The sequence below is a fragment of the Knoellia tibetensis genome (assembly GCF_048606415.1).
In the GTDB taxonomy this organism is placed as follows: domain Bacteria; phylum Actinomycetota; class Actinomycetes; order Actinomycetales; family Dermatophilaceae; genus Knoellia; species Knoellia tibetensis.
Window position 1 is genome coordinate 401441 of sequence record NZ_JBMBWF010000001.1, and the last position, 18450, is coordinate 419890.

At 70.9% G+C, this 18450-nt stretch carries 15 protein-coding genes and 1 other RNA gene; 6 read left to right on the forward strand and 10 right to left on the reverse strand.

Going from position 1 to position 18450, the window contains the following annotated elements; genetic code table 11:
* Positions 1-72 precede the first annotated feature (72 nt).
* Positions 73-439, reverse strand: a transfer-messenger RNA (tmRNA) gene (gene ssrA, locus ACOJV7_RS01885).
* Between the two features lie 251 nt (positions 440-690).
* Between ssrA and ACOJV7_RS01890 the strand changes: the two genes are divergently transcribed.
* A complete protein-coding gene (locus ACOJV7_RS01890) occupies positions 691-1842 on the forward strand; it encodes a M14 family zinc carboxypeptidase (RefSeq protein ID WP_420188465.1) in 1152 nt (383 codons plus the stop codon).
* A gap of 86 nt (positions 1843-1928) precedes the next feature.
* On the opposite strand, the gene ACOJV7_RS01895 is transcribed toward ACOJV7_RS01890, so the two are convergent.
* Positions 1929-2789 (reverse strand): SDR family oxidoreductase, encoded by an 861-nt coding sequence (locus ACOJV7_RS01895; protein WP_420188466.1) that lies wholly within the window; start codon positions 2787-2789, stop codon positions 1929-1931.
* 109 nt (positions 2790-2898) lie between these two features.
* Between ACOJV7_RS01895 and ACOJV7_RS01900 the strand changes: the two genes are divergently transcribed.
* Complete coding sequence (locus ACOJV7_RS01900) at positions 2899-3279, forward strand: winged helix-turn-helix transcriptional regulator (protein ID WP_420188467.1); 381 nt, start codon at positions 2899-2901, stop codon at positions 3277-3279.
* A gap of 55 nt (positions 3280-3334) precedes the next feature.
* Here the strand turns inward: ACOJV7_RS01900 and ACOJV7_RS01905 are convergent, their stop codons facing one another.
* Positions 3335-4237 (reverse strand): phosphatidylinositol-specific phospholipase C/glycerophosphodiester phosphodiesterase family protein, encoded by a 903-nt coding sequence (locus tag ACOJV7_RS01905; protein ID WP_420188468.1) that lies wholly within the window; start codon positions 4235-4237, stop codon positions 3335-3337.
* A gap of 136 nt (positions 4238-4373) precedes the next feature.
* Here ACOJV7_RS01905 and ACOJV7_RS01910 point away from each other — a divergent pair, with 136 nt between their 5' ends.
* Together ACOJV7_RS01910 and ACOJV7_RS01915 are read left to right on the forward strand one after the other, a co-directional pair.
* Complete coding sequence (locus ACOJV7_RS01910) at positions 4374-7766, forward strand: pyruvate carboxylase (RefSeq protein WP_420188469.1); 3393 nt, start codon at positions 4374-4376, stop codon at positions 7764-7766.
* An 82-nt stretch (positions 7767-7848) separates the two neighbouring features.
* On the forward strand, positions 7849-8022 hold the full coding sequence (locus ACOJV7_RS01915; protein ID WP_420188470.1) for a CsbD family protein: 174 nt from the start codon (positions 7849-7851) through the stop codon (positions 8020-8022).
* A gap of 85 nt (positions 8023-8107) precedes the next feature.
* Here the strand turns inward: ACOJV7_RS01915 and ACOJV7_RS01920 are convergent, their stop codons facing one another.
* The 6 genes from ACOJV7_RS01920 to ftsE all read right to left on the reverse strand — a co-directional run bounded on the left by ACOJV7_RS01920 (position 8108) and on the right by ftsE (position 14542).
* Positions 8108-8632 carry a type 1 glutamine amidotransferase domain-containing protein gene (locus ACOJV7_RS01920; protein WP_420188471.1) on the reverse strand — a complete coding sequence of 175 codons (525 nt, stop codon included), beginning with the start codon at positions 8630-8632 and terminating at the stop codon, positions 8108-8110.
* Between the two features lie 76 nt (positions 8633-8708).
* Complete coding sequence (locus ACOJV7_RS01925) at positions 8709-10676, reverse strand: DUF2207 domain-containing protein (RefSeq protein ID WP_420188472.1); 1968 nt, start codon at positions 10674-10676, stop codon at positions 8709-8711.
* Positions 10677-10679: 3 nt separating this feature from the next.
* Positions 10680-11165, reverse strand: coding sequence for an SsrA-binding protein SmpB (smpB, locus tag ACOJV7_RS01930; RefSeq protein ID WP_420188473.1), 486 nt, complete (start codon positions 11163-11165; stop codon positions 10680-10682).
* Between the two features lie 95 nt (positions 11166-11260).
* Positions 11261-12610: a peptidoglycan DD-metalloendopeptidase family protein gene (locus tag ACOJV7_RS01935; RefSeq protein ID WP_420188474.1), complete on the reverse strand. Its 1350-nt coding sequence runs from the start codon at positions 12608-12610 to the stop codon at positions 11261-11263.
* A gap of 235 nt (positions 12611-12845) precedes the next feature.
* Positions 12846-13751, reverse strand: a complete 906-nt coding sequence (gene ftsX, locus ACOJV7_RS01940; RefSeq protein WP_420188475.1) for a permease-like cell division protein FtsX — start codon at positions 13749-13751, stop codon at positions 12846-12848.
* Entirely contained in the window at positions 13748-14542 is a 795-nt protein-coding gene (gene ftsE, locus ACOJV7_RS01945) for a cell division ATP-binding protein FtsE (protein WP_420188476.1), read from the reverse strand. The genes ftsX and ftsE overlap by 4 nt, the downstream gene beginning before the upstream one ends.
* A gap of 228 nt (positions 14543-14770) precedes the next feature.
* Here ftsE and ACOJV7_RS01950 point away from each other — a divergent pair, with 228 nt between their 5' ends.
* Together ACOJV7_RS01950 and ACOJV7_RS01955 are read left to right on the forward strand one after the other, a co-directional pair.
* Positions 14771-15328, forward strand: coding sequence for a MarR family winged helix-turn-helix transcriptional regulator (locus ACOJV7_RS01950; RefSeq protein WP_420188477.1), 558 nt, complete (start codon positions 14771-14773; stop codon positions 15326-15328).
* Positions 15325-16902, forward strand: a complete 1578-nt coding sequence (locus ACOJV7_RS01955; protein WP_420188478.1) for an MDR family MFS transporter — start codon at positions 15325-15327, stop codon at positions 16900-16902. Before ACOJV7_RS01950 ends, ACOJV7_RS01955 begins: the two co-directional genes overlap by 4 nt.
* Before the next feature lie 107 nt (positions 16903-17009).
* Here the strand turns inward: ACOJV7_RS01955 and ACOJV7_RS01960 are convergent, their stop codons facing one another.
* On the reverse strand, positions 17010-18416 hold the full coding sequence (locus ACOJV7_RS01960) for a 3-hydroxybutyrate oligomer hydrolase family protein (protein ID WP_420188479.1): 1407 nt from the start codon (positions 18414-18416) through the stop codon (positions 17010-17012).
* Positions 18417-18450: the final 34 nt, after the last annotated feature.

The window sequence follows — 18450 nt, forward strand, 5'->3', positions numbered from 1 at the left end:
CGCGCAGACGCGAGCACCCGGTCGACCGGCTAACCGGCCGACCGGGTGCGGTCGCTCGTGGGATGAGCTCGGTGGTGGAGGTGGCGGGAATCGAACCCGCGTCCACTGACGGGAAACCAAGGCTTCTCCGGGTGCAGTGCGCTGTGGATTTTCTCGGCCCCGGGGCTCGCGCGCACACGTTCCCCGACAGGCCCAGTCGGATTGGAGTCCCACGACTCCCCCCGACAAGGGAGCCGCAGCAAGATCTCTAGCTGACGCTGGGAACTAGGCCGAGATCGAGCCTAGGCCAACGGACTTCGGGCTCGCTCAGGCGGCGAGGGCGAAGTCGGTGCGCTTGGAGTTGGCACCTATTGGTTTGCACGGAGCGTTGACGAGATGACCGTGCATCCTCGACCCGCTTCCCTTGATCCGCCGACCAATGTCGAAACCGATCACCCCCCTGAGGGGGCTCATCCCACGCTGTTGAGTTGTGTCTGAAACTCTACCTGCCAACGTGTGACAGCCCCGAATCAATTCCCGGGCGGGCGCACAGCCTGCCCGCAGCCGGGGCGTCGGGCGCGGGAAACCGCTCGCCGAGCGGACCCACCGGTAACTCGTTAGCGTCCCAGGGACCAGGCAGGACGCGGCTGCGCGCCACCCGAACTGCGGCGAGGAGCCCGTCCGGCATCCGACCGACCGGAGGACCCGCCCATGTCAGCACGCCACCCGTCCCGCCTCAGGTCAGCGATCGCCGTCGGCGTCACCGCCTGCGCGCTCGCCGCCGCCCCGGCCGCCACCTCGGTGGCGGACCCGCCACCGACCACGCCGGGCGGCCCATGGGGCGGGACCAACCTCAACGGCATCCACTCCTACGAGCAGCTGTGGTCGACCCTGCGCCAGGTGGACGCGTCAGCCCAGGGCGCGTTCGACCTCGAGCCCGCTCCGCTGCAGAGCAACACCGGGCGCGACATCCCGGTCGTGACGATCGGCGACGGGCCGACGGACGTCATGTTCATCGCGAACCAGCACGGCGACGAGTTCGTCGTCAGCGAGGGCATGCTCTCGCTCATCCGCACGCTCGCCAACGGGTCGAAGGCCTCGCAGGAGATCCGTGACGAGCTCACGGTGACGATCGTGCCGCGGGTCAACGTCGACGGGTTCGACGCGGACGTCACCGACACGGCCGGACGGACCACGCCGTGGCGCCAGAACTTCGACACCCGCTGCAAGGCCGCACCCTGCGACCCCTTCTACCAGGTGGGTCGCGGCTACGACATCAACCGCTACCACTCCTACTCGGAGTCGGCCTACGACCACCCCTACATCGCGGGTGAGGACGAGCTCAACCCGGTGCCGGAGGCGATCGCGATGCGGCTCCTCTGGGACGAGCGCCAGCCCGCCCTCGTCGTCGACTACCACCACCAGGGCACCTACGTCGACGACGACGGCCGGATGATCACCGGCTCGATCATGTGGCCCAACGCCGACGAGGAGGCAGAGCGCCTCGGGCTGGGCGACGCGTGGACGCAGGACGTCGAGGACTCCCAGCGCGCTGTCGCCGTGATGCTCAACTCGGTCGAGAGCAAGGGCTACGCCAACATCACGCGCTACCCGAGCACGACGACCCCGGGCATCGCCCGCAACGCCTACGCCCTGCTCGGCTCGGCCTCAGTCCTCTTCGAGCTGCGCGGTGACATCGGCCAGAAGTCTGCCGGCTACATCGCGAAGACCGCCGAGACGACCGGCTACGCGCTGCTCAGCTCGGTGGCCGACGGGTCGTGGCTCTCGACCGACCTCGCACCGGTCGAGAACCTGCCGGAGCGGGGCGAGCCGGTCGAGGCGCCGGAGCACCAGCACGGCTGACCTCGGCATCGACCCGAGCGCCCGTGCCCGGCGCGACGGACGACGGACGGCCTCCCCGATCCCGCGGGGAGGCCGCCCGTTCGTCGTCAGCGAAGCGCGCTGCGCACGGCCTCGTCGAGGGAGGTCGTCGGGCGACCGAGGAGGCGCGAGAGGTCGCCGGTCTCGACGAGGAGCGCGCCGTCGCGCAGGCCCGCGTCGCTCTCGGCGAGCACCTGGGCGTAGCCCTCGGGCAGCCCGGCCGCGACGAGTGCCGCCGCGTAGTCCTCGACCGAGAGGTCGCGGTAGGCCACCGGTGCACCCGCGGCCTCGGAGAGCGTGGCGGCGTACTCCCCGAGCGTGAACGCCTCGTCGGCGCCGAGCTCGAGCACCTGCCCGGCGAGGTCGTCGGACAGGACGGCGACGGCGGCCGCCTCGGCGTAGTCGGCCCGTGTCGCGGCGCTGACCCGGCCCTCGCCTGCGGCGCCGAGGACGACACCGTGCTCGAGCTGCTGGGCAGCCTGGGCGGTGTAGTTCTCGACGTACCAGGAGTTGCGGAGCAGGACGTGCGGCACGCCCGAGGCGGCGAGGGCCTGCTCGGTCGCCACGTGCTCGGGGGCGAGGCCGAGCGGCGAGCTGTCGGCCCGCGTGATGCTCGTGTAGGCGACGAACCGGACGCCCGCCCGGACGGCCGCGTCGATGACGTTGCGGTGCTGCTCGACCCGGCGACCGACCTCGGAGCCGGAGACGAAGAGGAGGCGGTCGACTCCCTTGAGGGCGACGTCGAGGGAGTCGGGGTCGTCATAGCTGCCGACCCGGACGTCGACACCGAGGTCGGCGAGGTCACGGCCGCGCTCGGCGTCCCGCACGAGGACGGAGACGGCGGCGGGGTCGACGCCGCGGGCGAGGAGGGCGTCGACGGCGAGCCGCCCGAGGTGTCCGGTGGCGCCGGTGACGAGGATCGAGGTCATGGGAAGGCCTTTCGAGGGGTGGTGACGAGGTGCTGACACCACCGACCAACGAGGGAGCCGACGGCATACTTCCCATGGGGAAGTACCCACTTTGAAGTAAGGTACCTACATGAAGGTGAGCAACCCCCTGGAGCGCCACTTCCCCGACGCCGTCTTCGCCGCCGGGTGCCCGAGCCGCACCGTGCTCGACCACGTCATGAGCAAGTGGGGCCTGCTCGTCCTCCTCTCGCTCTCCGACGGCGAGGCCCGACGCTGGAGCGAGCTGCGCCGGCGAGCCGAGGGTGTGAGCGAGAAGATGCTCGCCCAGACCCTGCGGACCCTCGTCGCCGACGGCCTCGTGCTGCGCGACGCGCGCCCGGTCGTGCCGCCGCACGTCGAGTACTCGCTCACCGAGCGTGGTCGCGAGCTCGCTGCGCTGCTCGTGCCGCTCATGGACTGGGTCGTCGTCCACGCCCCCGACATCCTCGAGGACGCCGCCGCCTCGGCGTGACGGCGGCGTCCTCGGTGGACGTGTCGGTGAGCCCGGACGACCCCGGGCCGAAGGGTCAGGCGGCGGCCTCCTCCGGGTCCTCGGCGAGGAGGAACGACTGCAGCCCGGCGAGGTCGTCGGTGTTGAGCACGTCGACGTCGGCGGCGACGAGCTCTCGCCACAGCGCCTCACGGTTCGGCAGCGCGGCGTCGGGCGTGGCCCAGAAGCGGATCTCCTGCCCGCGGGCGTGCGCGGTCGCGACGATGGTGCGCAGCTTGGCGCGCTCGGCCTCGGGCATCGGGCCCGCCCCGAGCCAGGTGAAGTGCTTGGTCCAGTTGTCGCTGATGAGCGGCACGAGGTCGGCGCCGAGCGGACCGCCGAGGTCGCCCATCCGCCCGTCGTAGAAGGAGAACCTCGTCGTCGCCGACTGCATCGCGGCGAGGTCGCGGTTGCCCGAGATGACGGCCGTCACCGCGCGCTCGTGCACCCTCCCCTGCCGGTATGCCGTGAAGAGCTGCGGGTGGTCGGCGAGCTGGCGTTCGATGACCGGCCACGCGGCCGTCCCCTCGCTCTTGACGTCGACGAGCAGCCGGAACGTGTCGCGCCACTGACGGTGGATCGACCCACCGTTCTCACGGAAGCGCTGCGCCAGCGGCTCGAGGTAGGTGCTGCGCAGCGTGCGCGCGAGGTCGGGTCCGTCGTGGCCGATGTAGAGCTCGCCGTCGACGAGCCAGACGTCGGCCTCGGCCGAGGTGAACCCGTGGTCGAGGGCGTCGAGCAGGGGTCGGTCGTGCTCGTAGTCGTTGTGGGCGTGGGCACGCTCGAGCGGCTGAGCGGTCGAGAACGGCGCAGCGGCCGCGACGGAGGTGTGGGGTGCGGCGGCGGAGGCGGACGGTGCGGCGGCGGCCGGACCGGCGAGAGCCGCGCCGAGCGCGGCGGTGGTGGCGACGAGGAGGCGGGCGAACGGCATACGGGTCATGGAGCCACACTTCCGCGCGAGGGCGGATCCCGCGCGTCGAGAAGGTGACGGGCGTCCGCACTGTGGGCGAACGGTCTCACGAGCTGGTCCGTCACTACGCTTTCGCGAAAGCCGCCCCTTCCGCCGGAGGTATGCCGTGTTCCGCAAGGTCCTTGTCGCCAACCGGGGCGAGATCGCCGTCCGCGCGTTCCGCGCCGCCACCGAGCTCGGAGCCAAGACGGTCGCCGTCTTCCCGCACGAGGACCGCAACAGCGAGCACCGGCTCAAGGCCGACGAGTCCTACCAGATCGGCGAGGAGGGCCACCCGGTGCGCGCCTACCTCGACCACGAGAACATCGTGCGCGTCGCGGTCGAGTGCGGCGCCGACGCGATCTACCCCGGCTACGGCTTCCTCTCCGAGAACCCGCTGCTCGCCGAGGAGTGCGCCGCCCACGGCATCACCTTCATCGGCCCGCCGGCCGAGGTCCTGCACCTCACGGGCAACAAGGCCAAGGCGATCGCCGCCGCGCGGGCAGCCGGGCTGCCGACGCTGCGCGGGTCCGAGGCGGGCACCGACCTCGATGCGCTCGAGGCCGCCGCGGCCGACATCGGATTCCCCGTCTTCGTCAAGGCCGTCTCCGGTGGTGGCGGGCGCGGCATGCGCCGGGTCGAGGAGCCGTCAGCGCTGCGCGAGGCCCTCGAGGCCGCCCAGCGAGAGGCGGACGCGGCCTTCGGCGACCCGACCCTCTACATCGAGGAGGCCGTGGTCGACCCGCGGCACATCGAGGTGCAGGTGCTCAGCGACGGCAGCGGCGGGGAGGGTGGGGTCCTCCACCTCTTCGAGCGCGACTGCTCGCTGCAGCGCCGTCACCAGAAGGTCGTCGAGATCGCACCGGCGCCGAACCTGGACCCGGCCACCCGTGACGAGATGTGCGCCGACGCGGTGCGCTTCGCCCGCGAGATCGGCTACGTCAACGCGGGCACCGTCGAGTTCCTCCTCGGCCAGGACGGCCGCTACGTCTTCATCGAGATGAACCCGCGGATCCAGGTCGAGCACACGGTGACCGAGGAGGTCACCGACGTCGACCTCGTCGTGTCGCAGATGCGCATCGCCTCGGGCGAGGACTTCACCGACCTCGACCTGCGCCAGGAGGACATCCGGCTGCGCGGCTTCGCCCTCCAGTGCCGCATCACCACCGAGGACCCCGCCAACGGGTTCCGCCCCGATGCCGGGACCATCACGGTCTACCGCTCCGCGGGCGGCGGAGGCGTGCGGCTCGACGGCGGCACGGTCTTCGTCGGGGCCCGCGTCTCCGCGCACTTCGACTCGATGCTCGTCAAGCTCACCTGCCGCGGACGTGACTTCCCGATGGCGGTCCGGCGGGCACGAAGGGCGTTGGCGGAGTTCAGGATCCGCGGCGTCTCGACGAACATCCGCTTCCTCGAGGGCGTGCTCGCCGACCCGGTCTTCCAGGCCGGGCGGGCGACGACGTCGTTCATCGACGAGCGCCCCGAGCTGCTCAACGCCCGCACGCCCGCCGATCGCGGCACCAAGCTGCTCACCTACCTCGCCGACGTCACGGTCAACCAGCCGCACGGCCCCGCCCGCACGCGGATCCGCCCCCGCGCCAAGCTGCCCGTGCTCGACCTCGACTCCCCCGTGCCGCCCGGCTCGCGCGACCTGCTCCAGCGGGTCGGCCCGGCCGAGTTCTCGCGGCGGCTGCGCGAGCGCACCGAGGTGTCCGTGACCGACACGACCTTCCGCGATGCCCACCAGTCGCTGCTCGCCACCCGCATGCGCACCCGCGACCTGCTCCACGTCGCCGGGCACGTCTCACGGCTCACTCCCGAGCTCCTGTCCATGGAGGCCTGGGGCGGCGCGACCTACGACGTCGCGCTCCGCTTCCTCAGCGAGGACCCGTGGGAGCGGCTCGCGCTGCTCCGCGAGGCGATGCCCAACATCCCCCTCCAGATGCTCCTGCGCGGCCGCAACACCGTCGGCTACACGCCCTACCCGACCAAGGTGACCGACGCCTTCGTCCGCGAGGCCGCACGCTCCGGGCTCGACATCTTCCGCATCTTCGACTCGCTCAACGACGTGAGCCAGATGCGCCCCGCCGTCGAGGCGGTGCTCGACACCGGCACGGCGGTCGCCGAGGTGGCGCTCTGCTACACCGGCAACCTCAGCGACCCGGGCGAGAGGCTCTACACGCTCGACTACTACCTCCGCCTCGCCGAGGAGATCGTCGACACCGGCGCCCACGTCCTCGCCATCAAGGACATGGCCGGGCTGCTCCGCGCCCCCGCGGCCCGCACCCTCGTCACGGCCCTGCGCGAGAGGTTCGACCTCCCGGTCCACCTCCACACGCACGACACGGCCGGTGGGCAGGTCGGCACGCTCCTCGCCGCCATCGACGCCGGGGTGGACGCCGTCGACGCAGCCTGCTCGGCGATGGCGGGCACGACGAGCCAGCCCTCGCTGTCGGCCCTCGTCGCGGCCACCGACGGCACCGACCGCGCGACCGGTCTCGACATCGACCACGTCTTCGCGCTCGAGCCCTACTGGGAGGCGGTGCGCCAGCTCTACGCCCCCTTCGAGTCCGGGCTCCCCTCCCCCACGGGACGCGTCTACTTCCACGAGATCCCCGGCGGCCAGCTCTCCAACCTGCGCCAGCAGGCGATCGCCCTCGGACTCGGCGACCGGTTCGAGGACATCGAGGACACCTATGCCGCTGCCAACCGCATCCTCGGCAACATCGTCAAGGTGACCCCGAGCAGCAAGGTCGTCGGCGACCTCGCCCTCGCGCTCGTGGGCGCCGGAGCGGACCCCGCGGAGTTCGAGGAGAACCCGACCCGCTACGACATCCCCGACTCGGTCATCGGCTTCCTCGAGGGCGAGCTCGGCGACCCGCCGGGTGGCTGGCCCGAGCCGTTCCGCACCAAGGCGCTTCAGGGCCGCCAGGGCAAGCCGCGGGTCACCGAGCTGACCGCCGAGCAGGAGGCGGCTCTCGACGCCCACCCCCGCGCGACCCTCAACGAGCTCCTCTTCCCGGGGCCGACGAAGGACTTCCTTTCCTCGCGCGAGCGCTTCGGCGACCTCTCCGTGCTCGGCACCGTCGAGTTCCTCCACGGCCTCGACCAGGCCCGCGAGTACGAGGTCGAGATCGAGGCCGGCAAGCGGCTCCTGCTCGGCATCTCCTCGATCGGCGAGGCGGACGCCAAGGGCATGCGCACCGTCATGTGCACCCTCAACGGGCAGTTCCGCCCGATCACGGTGCGCGACAGTGCGATCAAGGTCGACGTCAAGGCCGCTGAAAAGGCCGAGCCGGGCAACCCGGCCCACGTCCCGGCTCCCTTCGCCGGTGTCGTCACGCCCGCGGTGGCCGAGGGCGACGCGGTCGAGGCGGGTGCCGTCGTCGCGACGATCGAGGCCATGAAGATGGAGGCGAGCATCACCGCGCCGTCGTCCGGCACGGTCGAGCGCCTCGCCATCGGCGCCCACCAACAAGTGGAGGGCGGCGATCTCCTTCTGGTGCTCTCGATCGGCTAACGTGAAGGAGCATCCCCGGCGTCAAGGAGCGGCGCCCCCAGTCGATGCAGATCCTTCATCCGCAACACCAAGGAGCTTCACCATGGGTATCGGAGACAAGATCGACAACATGTCCGAGGACGCCAGCGGCAAGGCCAAGGAGGCCACCGGCAAGGCGACGGACAACGAGCGCCTCGAGGCCGAGGGTCGCACGGACCAGTCCAAGGCTGACATCAAGCAGGCCGGCGAGAAGATCAAGGACGCCTTCAAGAACTGAGGCGCCCACCCGGCATACAGGAGGACCGGCCCCCACAGGGAGGGGGCCGGTCCTTCGTCGTGCGGGGGCTGGGGCTCGCGCCCGGTCAGCCGACCGCGTCGAGCAGGGCCTTGGTGAACGCGGGGATGTCGTCGGGGTTGCGGCTCGTGATGAGGTTGTCGTCGACGACGACCTCCTCGTCCTTCCACGTGCCGCCGGCGTTGCGGATGTCGGTCTGAAGGCTCGGCCACGAGGCGAGGGTGCGGCCCTTGAGGACACCGGCCTCGACGAGGGTCCACGGTGCGTGACAGATGGCGGCGACGGGCTTGCCCGACTCGACGAACGCCTTGACGAACGCGACGGCGTCGGCGTCCATCCGCAGCGCGTCGGGGTTCGCGACGCCACCGGGCAGCACGAGCGCGTCGTAGTCGTCGACGGACGCGTCCTTGACCAGTCCGTCGACCGGCCGGGTCTCGGCCTTGTCGAGGTGGTCGAAGGTCTGCACCGTGCCGGACTCGGTGCTGAGCAGCGTGGCCGAGTGGCCGGCGCCGGTGACGAAGTCCCAGGGGTCGGTGAGCTCGACCCGCTCGATGCCTTCGGGTGCGGTGAGGAACGCGATCTTCTTGGTCATGTCCTCAGGCCATCACACGATGGTCCTCGATCGGGCGCTAGGACGTGGCGAAAACCCACGTATGCCGTCCGCCCGCCTACCAGGACCCGCCGCCGCCTCCGCCGCCACCGCCGCCGGAGAAGCCGCCCCCGCCCGAGAAGCCACCGCCGCCGAGGCCCGAGCCGCCGGACGAGCCCGGCGTCGAGACGAAGGTGCCGGCGGCCTGGGTCGAGAAGGAGTCCATGCTCGAGGCGACGTGGCCGAAGTTCCAGCCCGTGATCGGCCCGGCATACCAGGTCGGCGCGGCGATGACGTGACCCGCGGCGGCAGCGGCCGTCGCGACCTCCTCGAAGACCGTCGCCCAGCGGTCGGCGAGCCCGAAGACGATGGCGTAGGGCAGGAACCGCGAGAAGACGTCCTGCGCCTCCTCCCAGCGGATCTGGTTGGCCTCGGCCGTGGCGATGTAGCGCTCGAAGCCCTGCGACTGGGCGAGGACGGCGCTGCCCTCAGCCGTGCGGGACGCCATCCGCCGCCCGAGGAGCTGGACGATGAGGCCGGCGATGACGAGCCCGATCCCGAAGACCCAGCCCTTGGCGACGAGCGCGCCGCCGCCGAGGGCCCCGAGGGCGCCCGTGCCGAAGAAGAGGGCCAGGACGCCGACACCCATGACGAGGAAGCCGAGCCCGACCCAGCCCGCCCGCTGCGCGTCCGGAGAGCGCCGGAACCAGTGCCGCTGGACGGCCTCGGTGTACATCATCGACTGGACCTGCTTGAGGGTGGTCGCGAAGTGGTTCTTGAGCGCAGACAGCCGGGTCTCGTTCGCGGTGGAGAAGATGCCGTCGAGCAGCCGCTGCTCGTAGGGCGCGAGCGCCGAGGCGCCGGCGGGCGGGGTCTGGCGGCGCAGGATCCAGTCGTCGCTGCGGAAGCGGCCGCGCTCCTCGTTGGTGATCGTGAGGTGGCCGCGGACGGCGAGGTCGATGAGCGTCGCCGTGACGTCGACGACGTCGGCCTTCTCGTCCATGACCGTCCCGACCATGCCGGGCTGGACCCCCGGCGGAGGGTTGAACTGGACCGCCACGGTGGGCGCGCTGCCGCGCACGACCGGCGCGCTCTCGCCCACGCCCGGCGACAGGCCCGGGGTGAGCCCGGCATAGACCTCGTCGCGACCGCGGGTCCACACGAGCAGGCCCATGAGCCCGCCCGCGAGGAGCGGCAGGAGCACGCCACCGCCGGCGAGGGCGGCGCCGAGCGCACTCGACTGCTGCGGCGTGAGCGACGGTCCCGGGTCGTAGCCGCCCCCGTAGGCGCCGTCGTCGCCGGTCTCGCGCAGGTCAGGGGTGAGGTCGCCGAACGCGGTGCGCGGCCACGACACGACGATCGTCGCGCCCTGACCGGGCGAGATGTCGGGGATGGTGAAGCGCGAGGTCGCGCCCGCCGTCCCGGTGCACGTCGTGTCCTCGTGGAGCGCGCCGTAGTAGCAGGCGACCTGGGTCGCCGGCACCGGTCCGGTGACGTCGGCGCTGACGTTGCGGTAGGCGTACTCGTTCGAGGGGTCGATGTGGTTGTAGTAGAGCTCGGCTGTGCCGTCACCGATGTCGTTGACGACGTGGGCGAGGGTGTAGGTGAGGACGTAATCATGGACGCCCTCGACGGTCTCGTCGGGGCTTCCGATCCGGACCTGCTCATAGGCGCCGAAGTCGGAGACGTCGGTGTCGGTCGGCGCCCCCGTCGGCGAGGTGACCTCGACGTCGGACAGCTCGTAGTGGCGGTACTGCGTCGTCGAGTCCTGGTAGCCGGCCCGGGTCTGGATCGTGCGGTAGATCCCGTGCCGCTCCTCGCCGTCCGGGAAGTCCCAGCGGATGCGCTGGGTGACGCGCATCGACCCGTCCTCCCGGACGGCATACGTGACGTTGAAGGCGGCCGCGTCGTCGTCCATCGGGACGAAGCCGACGACGGATGCGGGTGCGGCGAGCGCCGGGGGCGCGACGACGGTGGCTCCGAGCGGGATGGCGACGCATGCGGCAGCGGCCAGTGCCGCCGCCCAGCTCCGAAGCCGACCGGTCACTGGCTACCCCCTGTATGCGCCGAGCGTGCGCTCGGTCTCACGACGGTCCTGGCGCTCACGCAGCGCGTGGCGCTTGTCGTACTCCTTCTTGCCCTTGGCGATGGCGATCTCGACCTTGGCCCGGCCGTCCTTGAAGTACAGCTGGAGCGGGACGATCGTGTGGCCGCTCTCGCGGGTCGCCTGCAGGATCTTGGTCAGCTCCTTGCGGTGGAGCAGGAGCTTGCGGCGGCGGCGCGGCGTGTGGTTGGTCCACGTCCCCGAGACGTACTCCGGGATGTGCACCCCCTCGAGCCACAGCTCGTCACCGCTGAAGCTCGCCCAGCCGTCGACGAGGCTCGCGCGCCCCATCCGCAGCGCCTTGACCTCGGTGCCCATGAGGACGAGCCCGGCCTCGTACGTGTCCTCGATGAGGTAGTCGTGTCGCGCCTTGCGGTTGCTGGCGACGAGCTTGCGCCCGTCATCCTGCTTCTTGCTCCCGGCCTTTGCCATGGGCGCCCACCTCCTCGAGTTCGTGCGACACGCTACGTCAGCGTATGCCGTCCGCGCGCCCGGGTTTGCACGGCGCCCCGTGGGGGACGTCCCGGTCAGAGGTAGTTGCGCGGGTCGACGAAGTTGCCGTCCTCGTAGACCTCGAAGTGGAGGTGGCAGCCGTTGGAGTTGCCGGTGCTCCCCTCGTAGCCGACGACGGCACCGCGGCCGACTCGACCGCCCCAGGTCTTGATCGACTTGAGGTGGTTGTAGGTCGTCGCGAGGTGAACGCCGCCGATGACACCGTGGTCGATGATGACGCGGTAGCCGTAGCCGGTGTTGTAGCCGGCCTCGATGACGGTGCCCGCGGCGGCCGCCTTGATCGGCGTCCCGCACGGGGCGGCGTAGTCGCGGCCGCTGTGCAGCTTCCAGTAGTGCTGGATCGGGTGGAACCGCATGCCGAACTCGGAGCTGATCCAGCCCTTCGTCGTCGGGGCGCTGAGCGGTCCACCGCTCGAGCCGCCGGTGGAGCCGCTGGAGCCGCCGGAGCCGCTGGAGCCGCTGGAGCCGCCGGGTGAGCCGCCGCCAGGCTTGCGCTTGTTGCGGGCGGCGCGGGCCGCGGCGTCGGCCTTGGCCTTCGCGTTCGCGGCGGCACGGATCTTCGCGGCGCGCAGGGCTGCGGCGGCGCGGGCCTTGATGACGGCACCGAGGCGGGCGGACTCCGCCTGGGCGGTGGCGAGGCGTGCGCTCTCGGCGACGGACTGCGCCTTGACGGTGGCCGCCTGCGTGCTCTGCTGCGCGGCGAGGGCGTCGAGCGCGACCTTGGCGGCGGTGGCCTTGTCGCGCGCGGCGTTGGCGGCGGCGAGCGTGGCCTCGGCCTTGCGCTTGGCCTTCTCGGAGTCGGCCCGCAGCGCCGAGAGGTGGTCCTCCTGCGCGGTCTGCGTCGCCTTGGCGGTGGCGAGCTTGACCATCGACTGGCCCTGGAGGTCCATGACGGTGCCGATGAGGGCGATGCGGTCGGCGAACTGCTGCGGCGTCGTCGACGTCATGGCCATGTCGAGCTCGCCGAAGCCCTGCTCCTGGTAGATCTGCGCGGCGAACTGGGCCACCTGGCCGCGGCTGTCGCGGATCTCCTTGCTCGTCGCCGCGAGCTCGTCCTGCGCCTTGGTCTCGTTGGCCTGTGCGACCTCGAGCTCCTGGGCAGCCATGGCGTTGGCGACCTCGGCCCGCGAGGCCGCGGCCTCCGCCTGCGTCAGCGCCGCCTGGGCACCGGGCATCTTGGCCTGGGTCGTCCTCAGGGCGATGTAGGCGTTGGCGAGGTCCGCGTTGGTCTCGTGGAGGTCCTCACGGAGCTGGTCGATCTGGGCGTCGACGCTGCGCTTCTGCTTCGACGGGTCCGGGTCGGCGCTCGGGTGCGCCGAGACGGGAGCCACGAGGGCGAGGGAGGCCAGCAGGGCCACCGACATGCCGGTCACTCGGCGCGCGGAGGCGGTGCGGGGCGCAGGGGTTCGCCACATGGTCACCATTGGTAACACGAGTCACCTCCGTTTGGAAACACTTCCCGGCAAAGTCCGGCCTCGGATTTGTGGCGGCGGCTCGTCCACGTGGCGTCGAGGGCCACGTCCATGGTGGCTGACTAGTCACCCGCCCGCTGGCGATTCGCGGCTTTTGGTGCGCAGCCGGTCGCGAACGCGAGCAGCCTCAGACGCGGAGGTAGCGGCGCAGCGTGACGACGCTCGTGAGCACGGCGATGAAGATGACACCGCCAAAGAGCCACGGCGTGAGCGCCCAGACGTCCCCGGCGCCGATGAGCGCCTTGTTGAGGACGACCTGGTTGAAGCCCGCGTTGAAGATGAGTCTCAGCCCGACCCAGAGCATGCCGACCGCGAGCGCGACGCCGAGGGTGGCCACCACGAGCATCTCGAGGATGAACGGCATACGGATCGTCCAGTTCGAGGCGCCGACGAGACGCATGATCCCGATCTCTCGTCGTCGGATGAAGGCGGCCTGGCGGATCGTCGTCGCCATGAGGAGCGTCGCGCAGATGACCATGAGCCCGGCGAGGAAGACCGAGAAGCCGGTGATCCAGTTGATGATCTGGAAGAAGCGCTTGAGCACCTTCTCCTGGTCCTGGACGCTCGCGACGCCCGGTGCACGTTCGAACTGGCTCGTGACGACGGCATACTTCGTCGGGTCCGAGAGCTGGACGCGGAAGCTCTGCGGGATGTCCCCGAGCTGGACGTTGCCGGTGATGGGGCTGTTGCGGAACTGCTCCTTGAAGCGCGCGAACGCCTCCTCCTCCGACTCCTGGAAGACCGCCTTGACCTCGGGCAGCGCCTCGAGCTGGGTCCTGATGCTCTGCTCCTGCGCCTCGGTCGCCGCCTGGCCCTGGCAGTTGGGCTGGAGGGAGTTGTCGGTGCAGAGGTAGATCGAGACCTGGATGCGGTCGTACCAGTAGCCCTTCATCGTGTCGGCCTGACGCTGGGCGAGGAGCCCGAGACCGAGCAGGAACATCGACACCATCGTCACGAGGATGACCGAGAGGGCCATCGAGAGGTTGCGCCGCAGGCCCGACCAGACCTCGCCGGCGATGAACCCGGCCCTCATCGCTCCTCCCCTCCGAACCGCTCGGGATCGAGGTCGCCGATCTCCTCCGCGACCTCGGCGTCCTCGACGGCGTCCGGATCCTCGACGGGAGACTCCTCGGGGACGACGGGCGCGAGGTAGGTGCCGTGCTGCTCGTCACGCACGATCTGGCCCTCGTCGAGCTGAACCACCCGTCGGCGGAGCTGGTTGACGGTGTCGGCGTCGTGCGTCGCCATGACGACCGTCGTGCCGGTGCGGTTGATGCGGTCGAGCAGGCGGACGATGTCGAGGCTGATCTTGGGGTCGAGGTTGCCGGTCGGCTCGTCGCACAGCAGGATCTGCGGCTTGTTGACGACGGCGCGGGCGATCGCCACGCGCTGCTGCTCACCACCGGAGAGCTGGTGCGGCAGGCGCTTGCCCTTGCCCTCGAGACCGACCATCTCGAGGGTCTCGGGGACGAGCTGGCGGATCGCCGAGGACGGCTTGCCGATGACCTGGAGCGCGAAGGCGACGTTCTGGTCGACGGTCTTGCCCGGCAGGAGGCGGAAGTCCTGGAAGACGGCCCCGATCTCGCGGCGGAAGCGCGGGACCTTGCGCGCCGAGAGCGACCCGAGGTCCTGGCCGGCGACGAGGACCGTGCCCGAGGTCGCCCGCTCCTCGCGCAGCGCGAGGCGCAGGAGCGTGGACTTGCCGGAGCCCGACGGCCCGACGACGAAGACGAACTCGCCGCGCTCGACGTTGACGTTGACGTCGGAGAGCGCGGGTCGGGTCGACCTCGGATAGACCTTGGTGACGTTGTCGAAGCGAATCATCGCTGGTGGCTGGCCTCACGGCTCGGGAGTGGGATCGCCCCGAGCATAGGTTCCGCGTCTGTGGCGTCGTGGCACCTGCTGGGCCGACGGCGTGTGAGGGCGCAGGGCGCCGCGTGAAGCGGAGGACGGCGGGCGGGACGTGTCGGGACCGGGGTCCCCCGCTCCGCGTTGTCCGCATCGCACCACATCAAGTTGCTTGACGCAACCAAAAGGCGTTAAATGGTTGACGTGGTCAAGCAATCCTCCGCCGACGAGTTCGAGCTCTTCGCCTCGAGCCTCTTCCGGCTCACCCGCTCGCTGCGGGCGGCGTCGCACCTCTGGCTCCAGCTGCCGGGCGGCCTCTCTCCAACCGACGTCACGCTGCTCAAGGTCCTCGAGGACCACGGGGACGCCCGGTCGGGCTTCATCGCCGAGCGGCTCCACGTCGGGCCCTCGGTGATCAGCCGGCAGCTCGTCACCCTCACCGCCGAGGGCCTCGTCGAGCGTCGACGGGACCCGGCCGACGGTCGCGCCGAGCTCGTCTCGCTCTCCGAGGAGGGCCGCGCGCGCCTCGCGTCGCTGCGCCGGGCCTACGTCGAGCGGATGCGCGAGCACTTCACCGACTGGGACGGCGAGACCGCGACCGGCGCGGCCCGCACCCTCGACGAGATCACCGACCACATCATCCCCGCGCTCGGCGGCTCCTCCCCCGCCGCGCGGACCCGAGCCACGACCGCACGACCCGACACCTCGGGCACCTCCCACGACGACACCGACTCGCGCACCGACACCCAAGGACCCGCATGACCGCCACCGCCTCCCCCACCTTCACCCGGGAACCCGAGCTCAGCCACAAGGAGGTGCTCGAGGTCCTCACCGGCCTGCTCTCCATGCTCTTCGTGGCCATGGTGAGCTCGACGATCGTCAGCACCGCCCTGCCGACGATCATCGGCGACCTCCAGGGCAGCCAGACCTCCTACACCTGGGTCGTCACGACGACCCTGCTGGCGATGACCGTCTCCAGCCCGATCTGGTCCAAGCTCGCCGATCTCTTCGACAAGAAGCTCCTCGTCCAGGTCTCGGGCGTGCTCTTCCTCCTCGGCTCGCTCGCCGCCGGCTTCGCGCACAACGTGCCGCAGCTGCTCGGCGCCCGCTCGCTCCAGGGCCTCGGCGTCGGTGGGCTCATGGCCCTGGCCCAGGCCATCATGGGCTCGATCATCCCGCCGCGTGAGCGCGGTCGCTACAGCGGCTACATGGCCGCCGTCATGGCCGTCGCCACCGTGTCCGGGCCTCTACTGGGTGGGCTGCTCGTCGACAGCGTCGGCTGGCGCTGGTGCTTCTGGGCGGCCGTGCCGATCTCGCTGCTCGGCCTCGCCATGCTCCAGCGCTTCCTGCACCTGCCCCGCGTGCGGCGCGAGGTGCGCATCGACTGGTGGGGCGCGGTCCTCATCTCGATCGCCGCGAGCCTGCCGCTCATCTGGGTCTCCTTCGCCGGGCGCAGCTTCGACTGGGTCTCGGTCGAGACCGCCGAGTTCCTCGTCCCCACCGCGCTCGCCGTCGTCGCCCTCGTGCTCGTCGAGCGCCGCCACCCGGAGCCGCTCATCCCGCCGAAGATCCTGCTCGAGCGCACGACGACACTGGCCGTCATCGCGAGCATCGCCGTCGGCATCGCGCAGTTCGGTACCTCGGTCTTCCTCAGCCAGTTCTTCCAGGTGGCGCAGGGCTTCTCGCCGACCGAGGCCGGGCTCCTCATGCTCCCGCTCATCCTCGGCAGCATGGTCGGCGCCACCGTGTCCGGGCAGCTCATCACCCGCACCGGGATCTGGAAGCCGTGGATGCTCGTCGGCACGGTCGTCCTCATCGCCGGCCTCGCGCTCATGGGCCCGACCGACCACACGACGCCGATCTGGCACCTGTCCGCCTACATGCTCCTCATGGGCCTCGGTCAGGGCACGCTCATGCAGAACCTCGTCCTCGTGGTCCAGAACACCGTCGACGTCCGCGACATCGGGGCGGCGAGCGGCGTGGTGAGCTTCTTCCGCTCGCTTGGCGGCACCGTCGGGATCGCCGTCCTCGGCGCCGTGCTCGCGAGTCGGGTCGGCGACCACGTCGCCACCGGCCTGCGGGACGCGAAGCTCCCCGTCCCGGCCGAGACGAGCGGGGGCGGCGGAAGCCTCGACCTCAGCGCGCTGCCGGAGCAGGTCGTCACCATCGTCCGTCACGCCTACGGCGACAGCACCGGCTACATCTTCCTCATCGCCGCGGCGGTGACGGTCATCACGCTCGTCGCCGTCGCACTCATGCCGCACACCGAGCTGCGCACGACGGTCGCAAAGCACGACGAGAAGGACCCGCTCGGTCTCGAGCAGCCCATCGACTGATTGCCAGTTCCAGCGTCACCACCCGACTGATTGCCCTTTTCGTCCGTCACCGCGGTCCGGCTGCGGTGCCGTCTCGGGACGAAAAGGGCAATCAGTCGTTCAGCGGCTCAGGAGAGCACGCAGGTGTGGAGCAGGTCGCCCGAGCTTGGGCGCGCCACGGTGGCGTCGGGCGGCGGGGCGGTCCCCTTCTCCACCCACGCGGTGAGCGCGTCGAAACCGGTGCGGGCGCACGGCAGCAGCGGACGCAGCCGGTCCGCGAACGCCGGCACGAGCGCGTCGGTGTGCGTGCCGTCCTCGACGCGGTAGTAGCGGTGCAGGTCGCCCTTGCCGGCGTCGTCGATGAGCTCGTCGTAGACGTCGGAGTCGGTGCCGATCGGCAGCAGCGTGTCCATGTCGCCGTGCACGGTGATGAGCGGCTTGCCGATCCTGCCGGTGAGCTCCACCGAGCGGATCGCCTCCTTGACCGACGCCGGACGGCTCTCGTAGTCGTAGTCGGCGTCGCACTGAGGGGTCCCGCTGGCGCAGTAGGGAGTGCCGGCCTTGGTGTCACCGTCGAAGGTCGGGTCGAACTCCTCGCGGTAGATCCGCTGCGTCAGGTCCCAGTAGACCTGGTGGTGGAAGGGCCACAGGAACTCGCTGCCGGGGGCGAAGCCGGCCGCGATCATGGCCGCGTGTGCCTCGGGGCTTCCGGTCGCGGCATACGAGGGGTAGTGCTTGAGCGCGGTCGGCAGGTAGGTGAGGAGGTTCGGGCCGTCCGCGCGGAAGAGCGTGCCCTCCCAGTCGAGGCCGCCGTCGTACAGGTCGGGGCGGTTCTCGAGCTGCCAGCGGACGAGGTAGCCACCGTTGGAGATGCCGGCCATCCATGTGTGCTTCGGCTTGCTCGCGCGCACCTGCTGGAGGACCTTCTTGGTCGCCACGGTGAGCTCGGTGACCCGCGAGTTCCATTCGCGCACACTGCCGCCCGGCGTCGAGCCGTCGTCGAAGAAGTTGAGGCCGATGTTGCCCTTGTCGGTGCTCGCGAAGGCGTAGCCCTTGGAGAGCACCCAGTCCGACCAGATGAAGTCGTTGGCGTACTGCGTGCGGTTGCCCGGTGCGCCGGTGACGACGAGGCCGCCGTTCCAGTCGTCGGGGATGCGGATGACGAACTGGCTGTCGTGGTTCCAGCCGTTGTTGGTGTTCGTCGTCGAGGTGTCGGGGAAGTAGCCGTCGACCTGGATGCCGGGGATGCCCGTCGGGTTGACCGTGCCGGGCGTGTGCAGACCGGCGAAGTCGGCAGCCTTGCTGTGTCCGGTCGCGACGGTGCTCGCCGTCGTGAGGTCGTCGAGGCAGGCGACCTTCTGCATCTCGGCGCCGGGGACGGCGATCTTCGACTGGCGGGCGCAGTGGCCACCACCGGGCTTGTCGCTGGCCCGGTCGGCCGAGGCCTCGGGTGCGGCGACCGTGAGGGTCAGGGTCGTGGCGAGGGCGGCCACGGCCGCCAGGAGGGTGCGTGGAGACGTCGTTGTCGGGCGCATGCGGGTCAGCATCCTCGCGCGGCGACGCCGCTCC

Coding starts and splice junctions, on each gene's coding strand:
- ACOJV7_RS01900 (WP_420188467.1), top strand. CDS start 2,899: ATGAAGGTGAGCAACCCCCTGGAGCGCCACTTCCCCGACGCCGTCTTC.
- ftsX (WP_420188475.1), bottom strand. CDS start 13,751: ATGAGGGCCGGGTTCATCGCCGGCGAGGTCTGGTCGGGCCTGCGGCGC.
- ACOJV7_RS01890 (WP_420188465.1), top strand. CDS start 691: ATGTCAGCACGCCACCCGTCCCGCCTCAGGTCAGCGATCGCCGTCGGC.
- ACOJV7_RS01935 (WP_420188474.1), bottom strand. CDS start 12,610: ATGTCGGTGGCCCTGCTGGCCTCCCTCGCCCTCGTGGCTCCCGTCTCG.
- smpB (WP_420188473.1), bottom strand. CDS start 11,165: ATGGCAAAGGCCGGGAGCAAGAAGCAGGATGACGGGCGCAAGCTCGTC.
- ftsE (WP_420188476.1), bottom strand. CDS start 14,542: ATGATTCGCTTCGACAACGTCACCAAGGTCTATCCGAGGTCGACCCGA.
- ACOJV7_RS01920 (WP_420188471.1), bottom strand. CDS start 8,632: ATGACCAAGAAGATCGCGTTCCTCACCGCACCCGAAGGCATCGAGCGG.
- ACOJV7_RS01905 (WP_420188468.1), bottom strand. CDS start 4,237: ATGACCCGTATGCCGTTCGCCCGCCTCCTCGTCGCCACCACCGCCGCG.
- ACOJV7_RS01915 (WP_420188470.1), top strand. CDS start 7,849: ATGGGTATCGGAGACAAGATCGACAACATGTCCGAGGACGCCAGCGGC.
- ACOJV7_RS01960 (WP_420188479.1), bottom strand. CDS start 18,416: ATGCGCCCGACAACGACGTCTCCACGCACCCTCCTGGCGGCCGTGGCC.
- ACOJV7_RS01895 (WP_420188466.1), bottom strand. CDS start 2,789: ATGACCTCGATCCTCGTCACCGGCGCCACCGGACACCTCGGGCGGCTC.
- ACOJV7_RS01955 (WP_420188478.1), top strand. CDS start 15,325: ATGACCGCCACCGCCTCCCCCACCTTCACCCGGGAACCCGAGCTCAGC.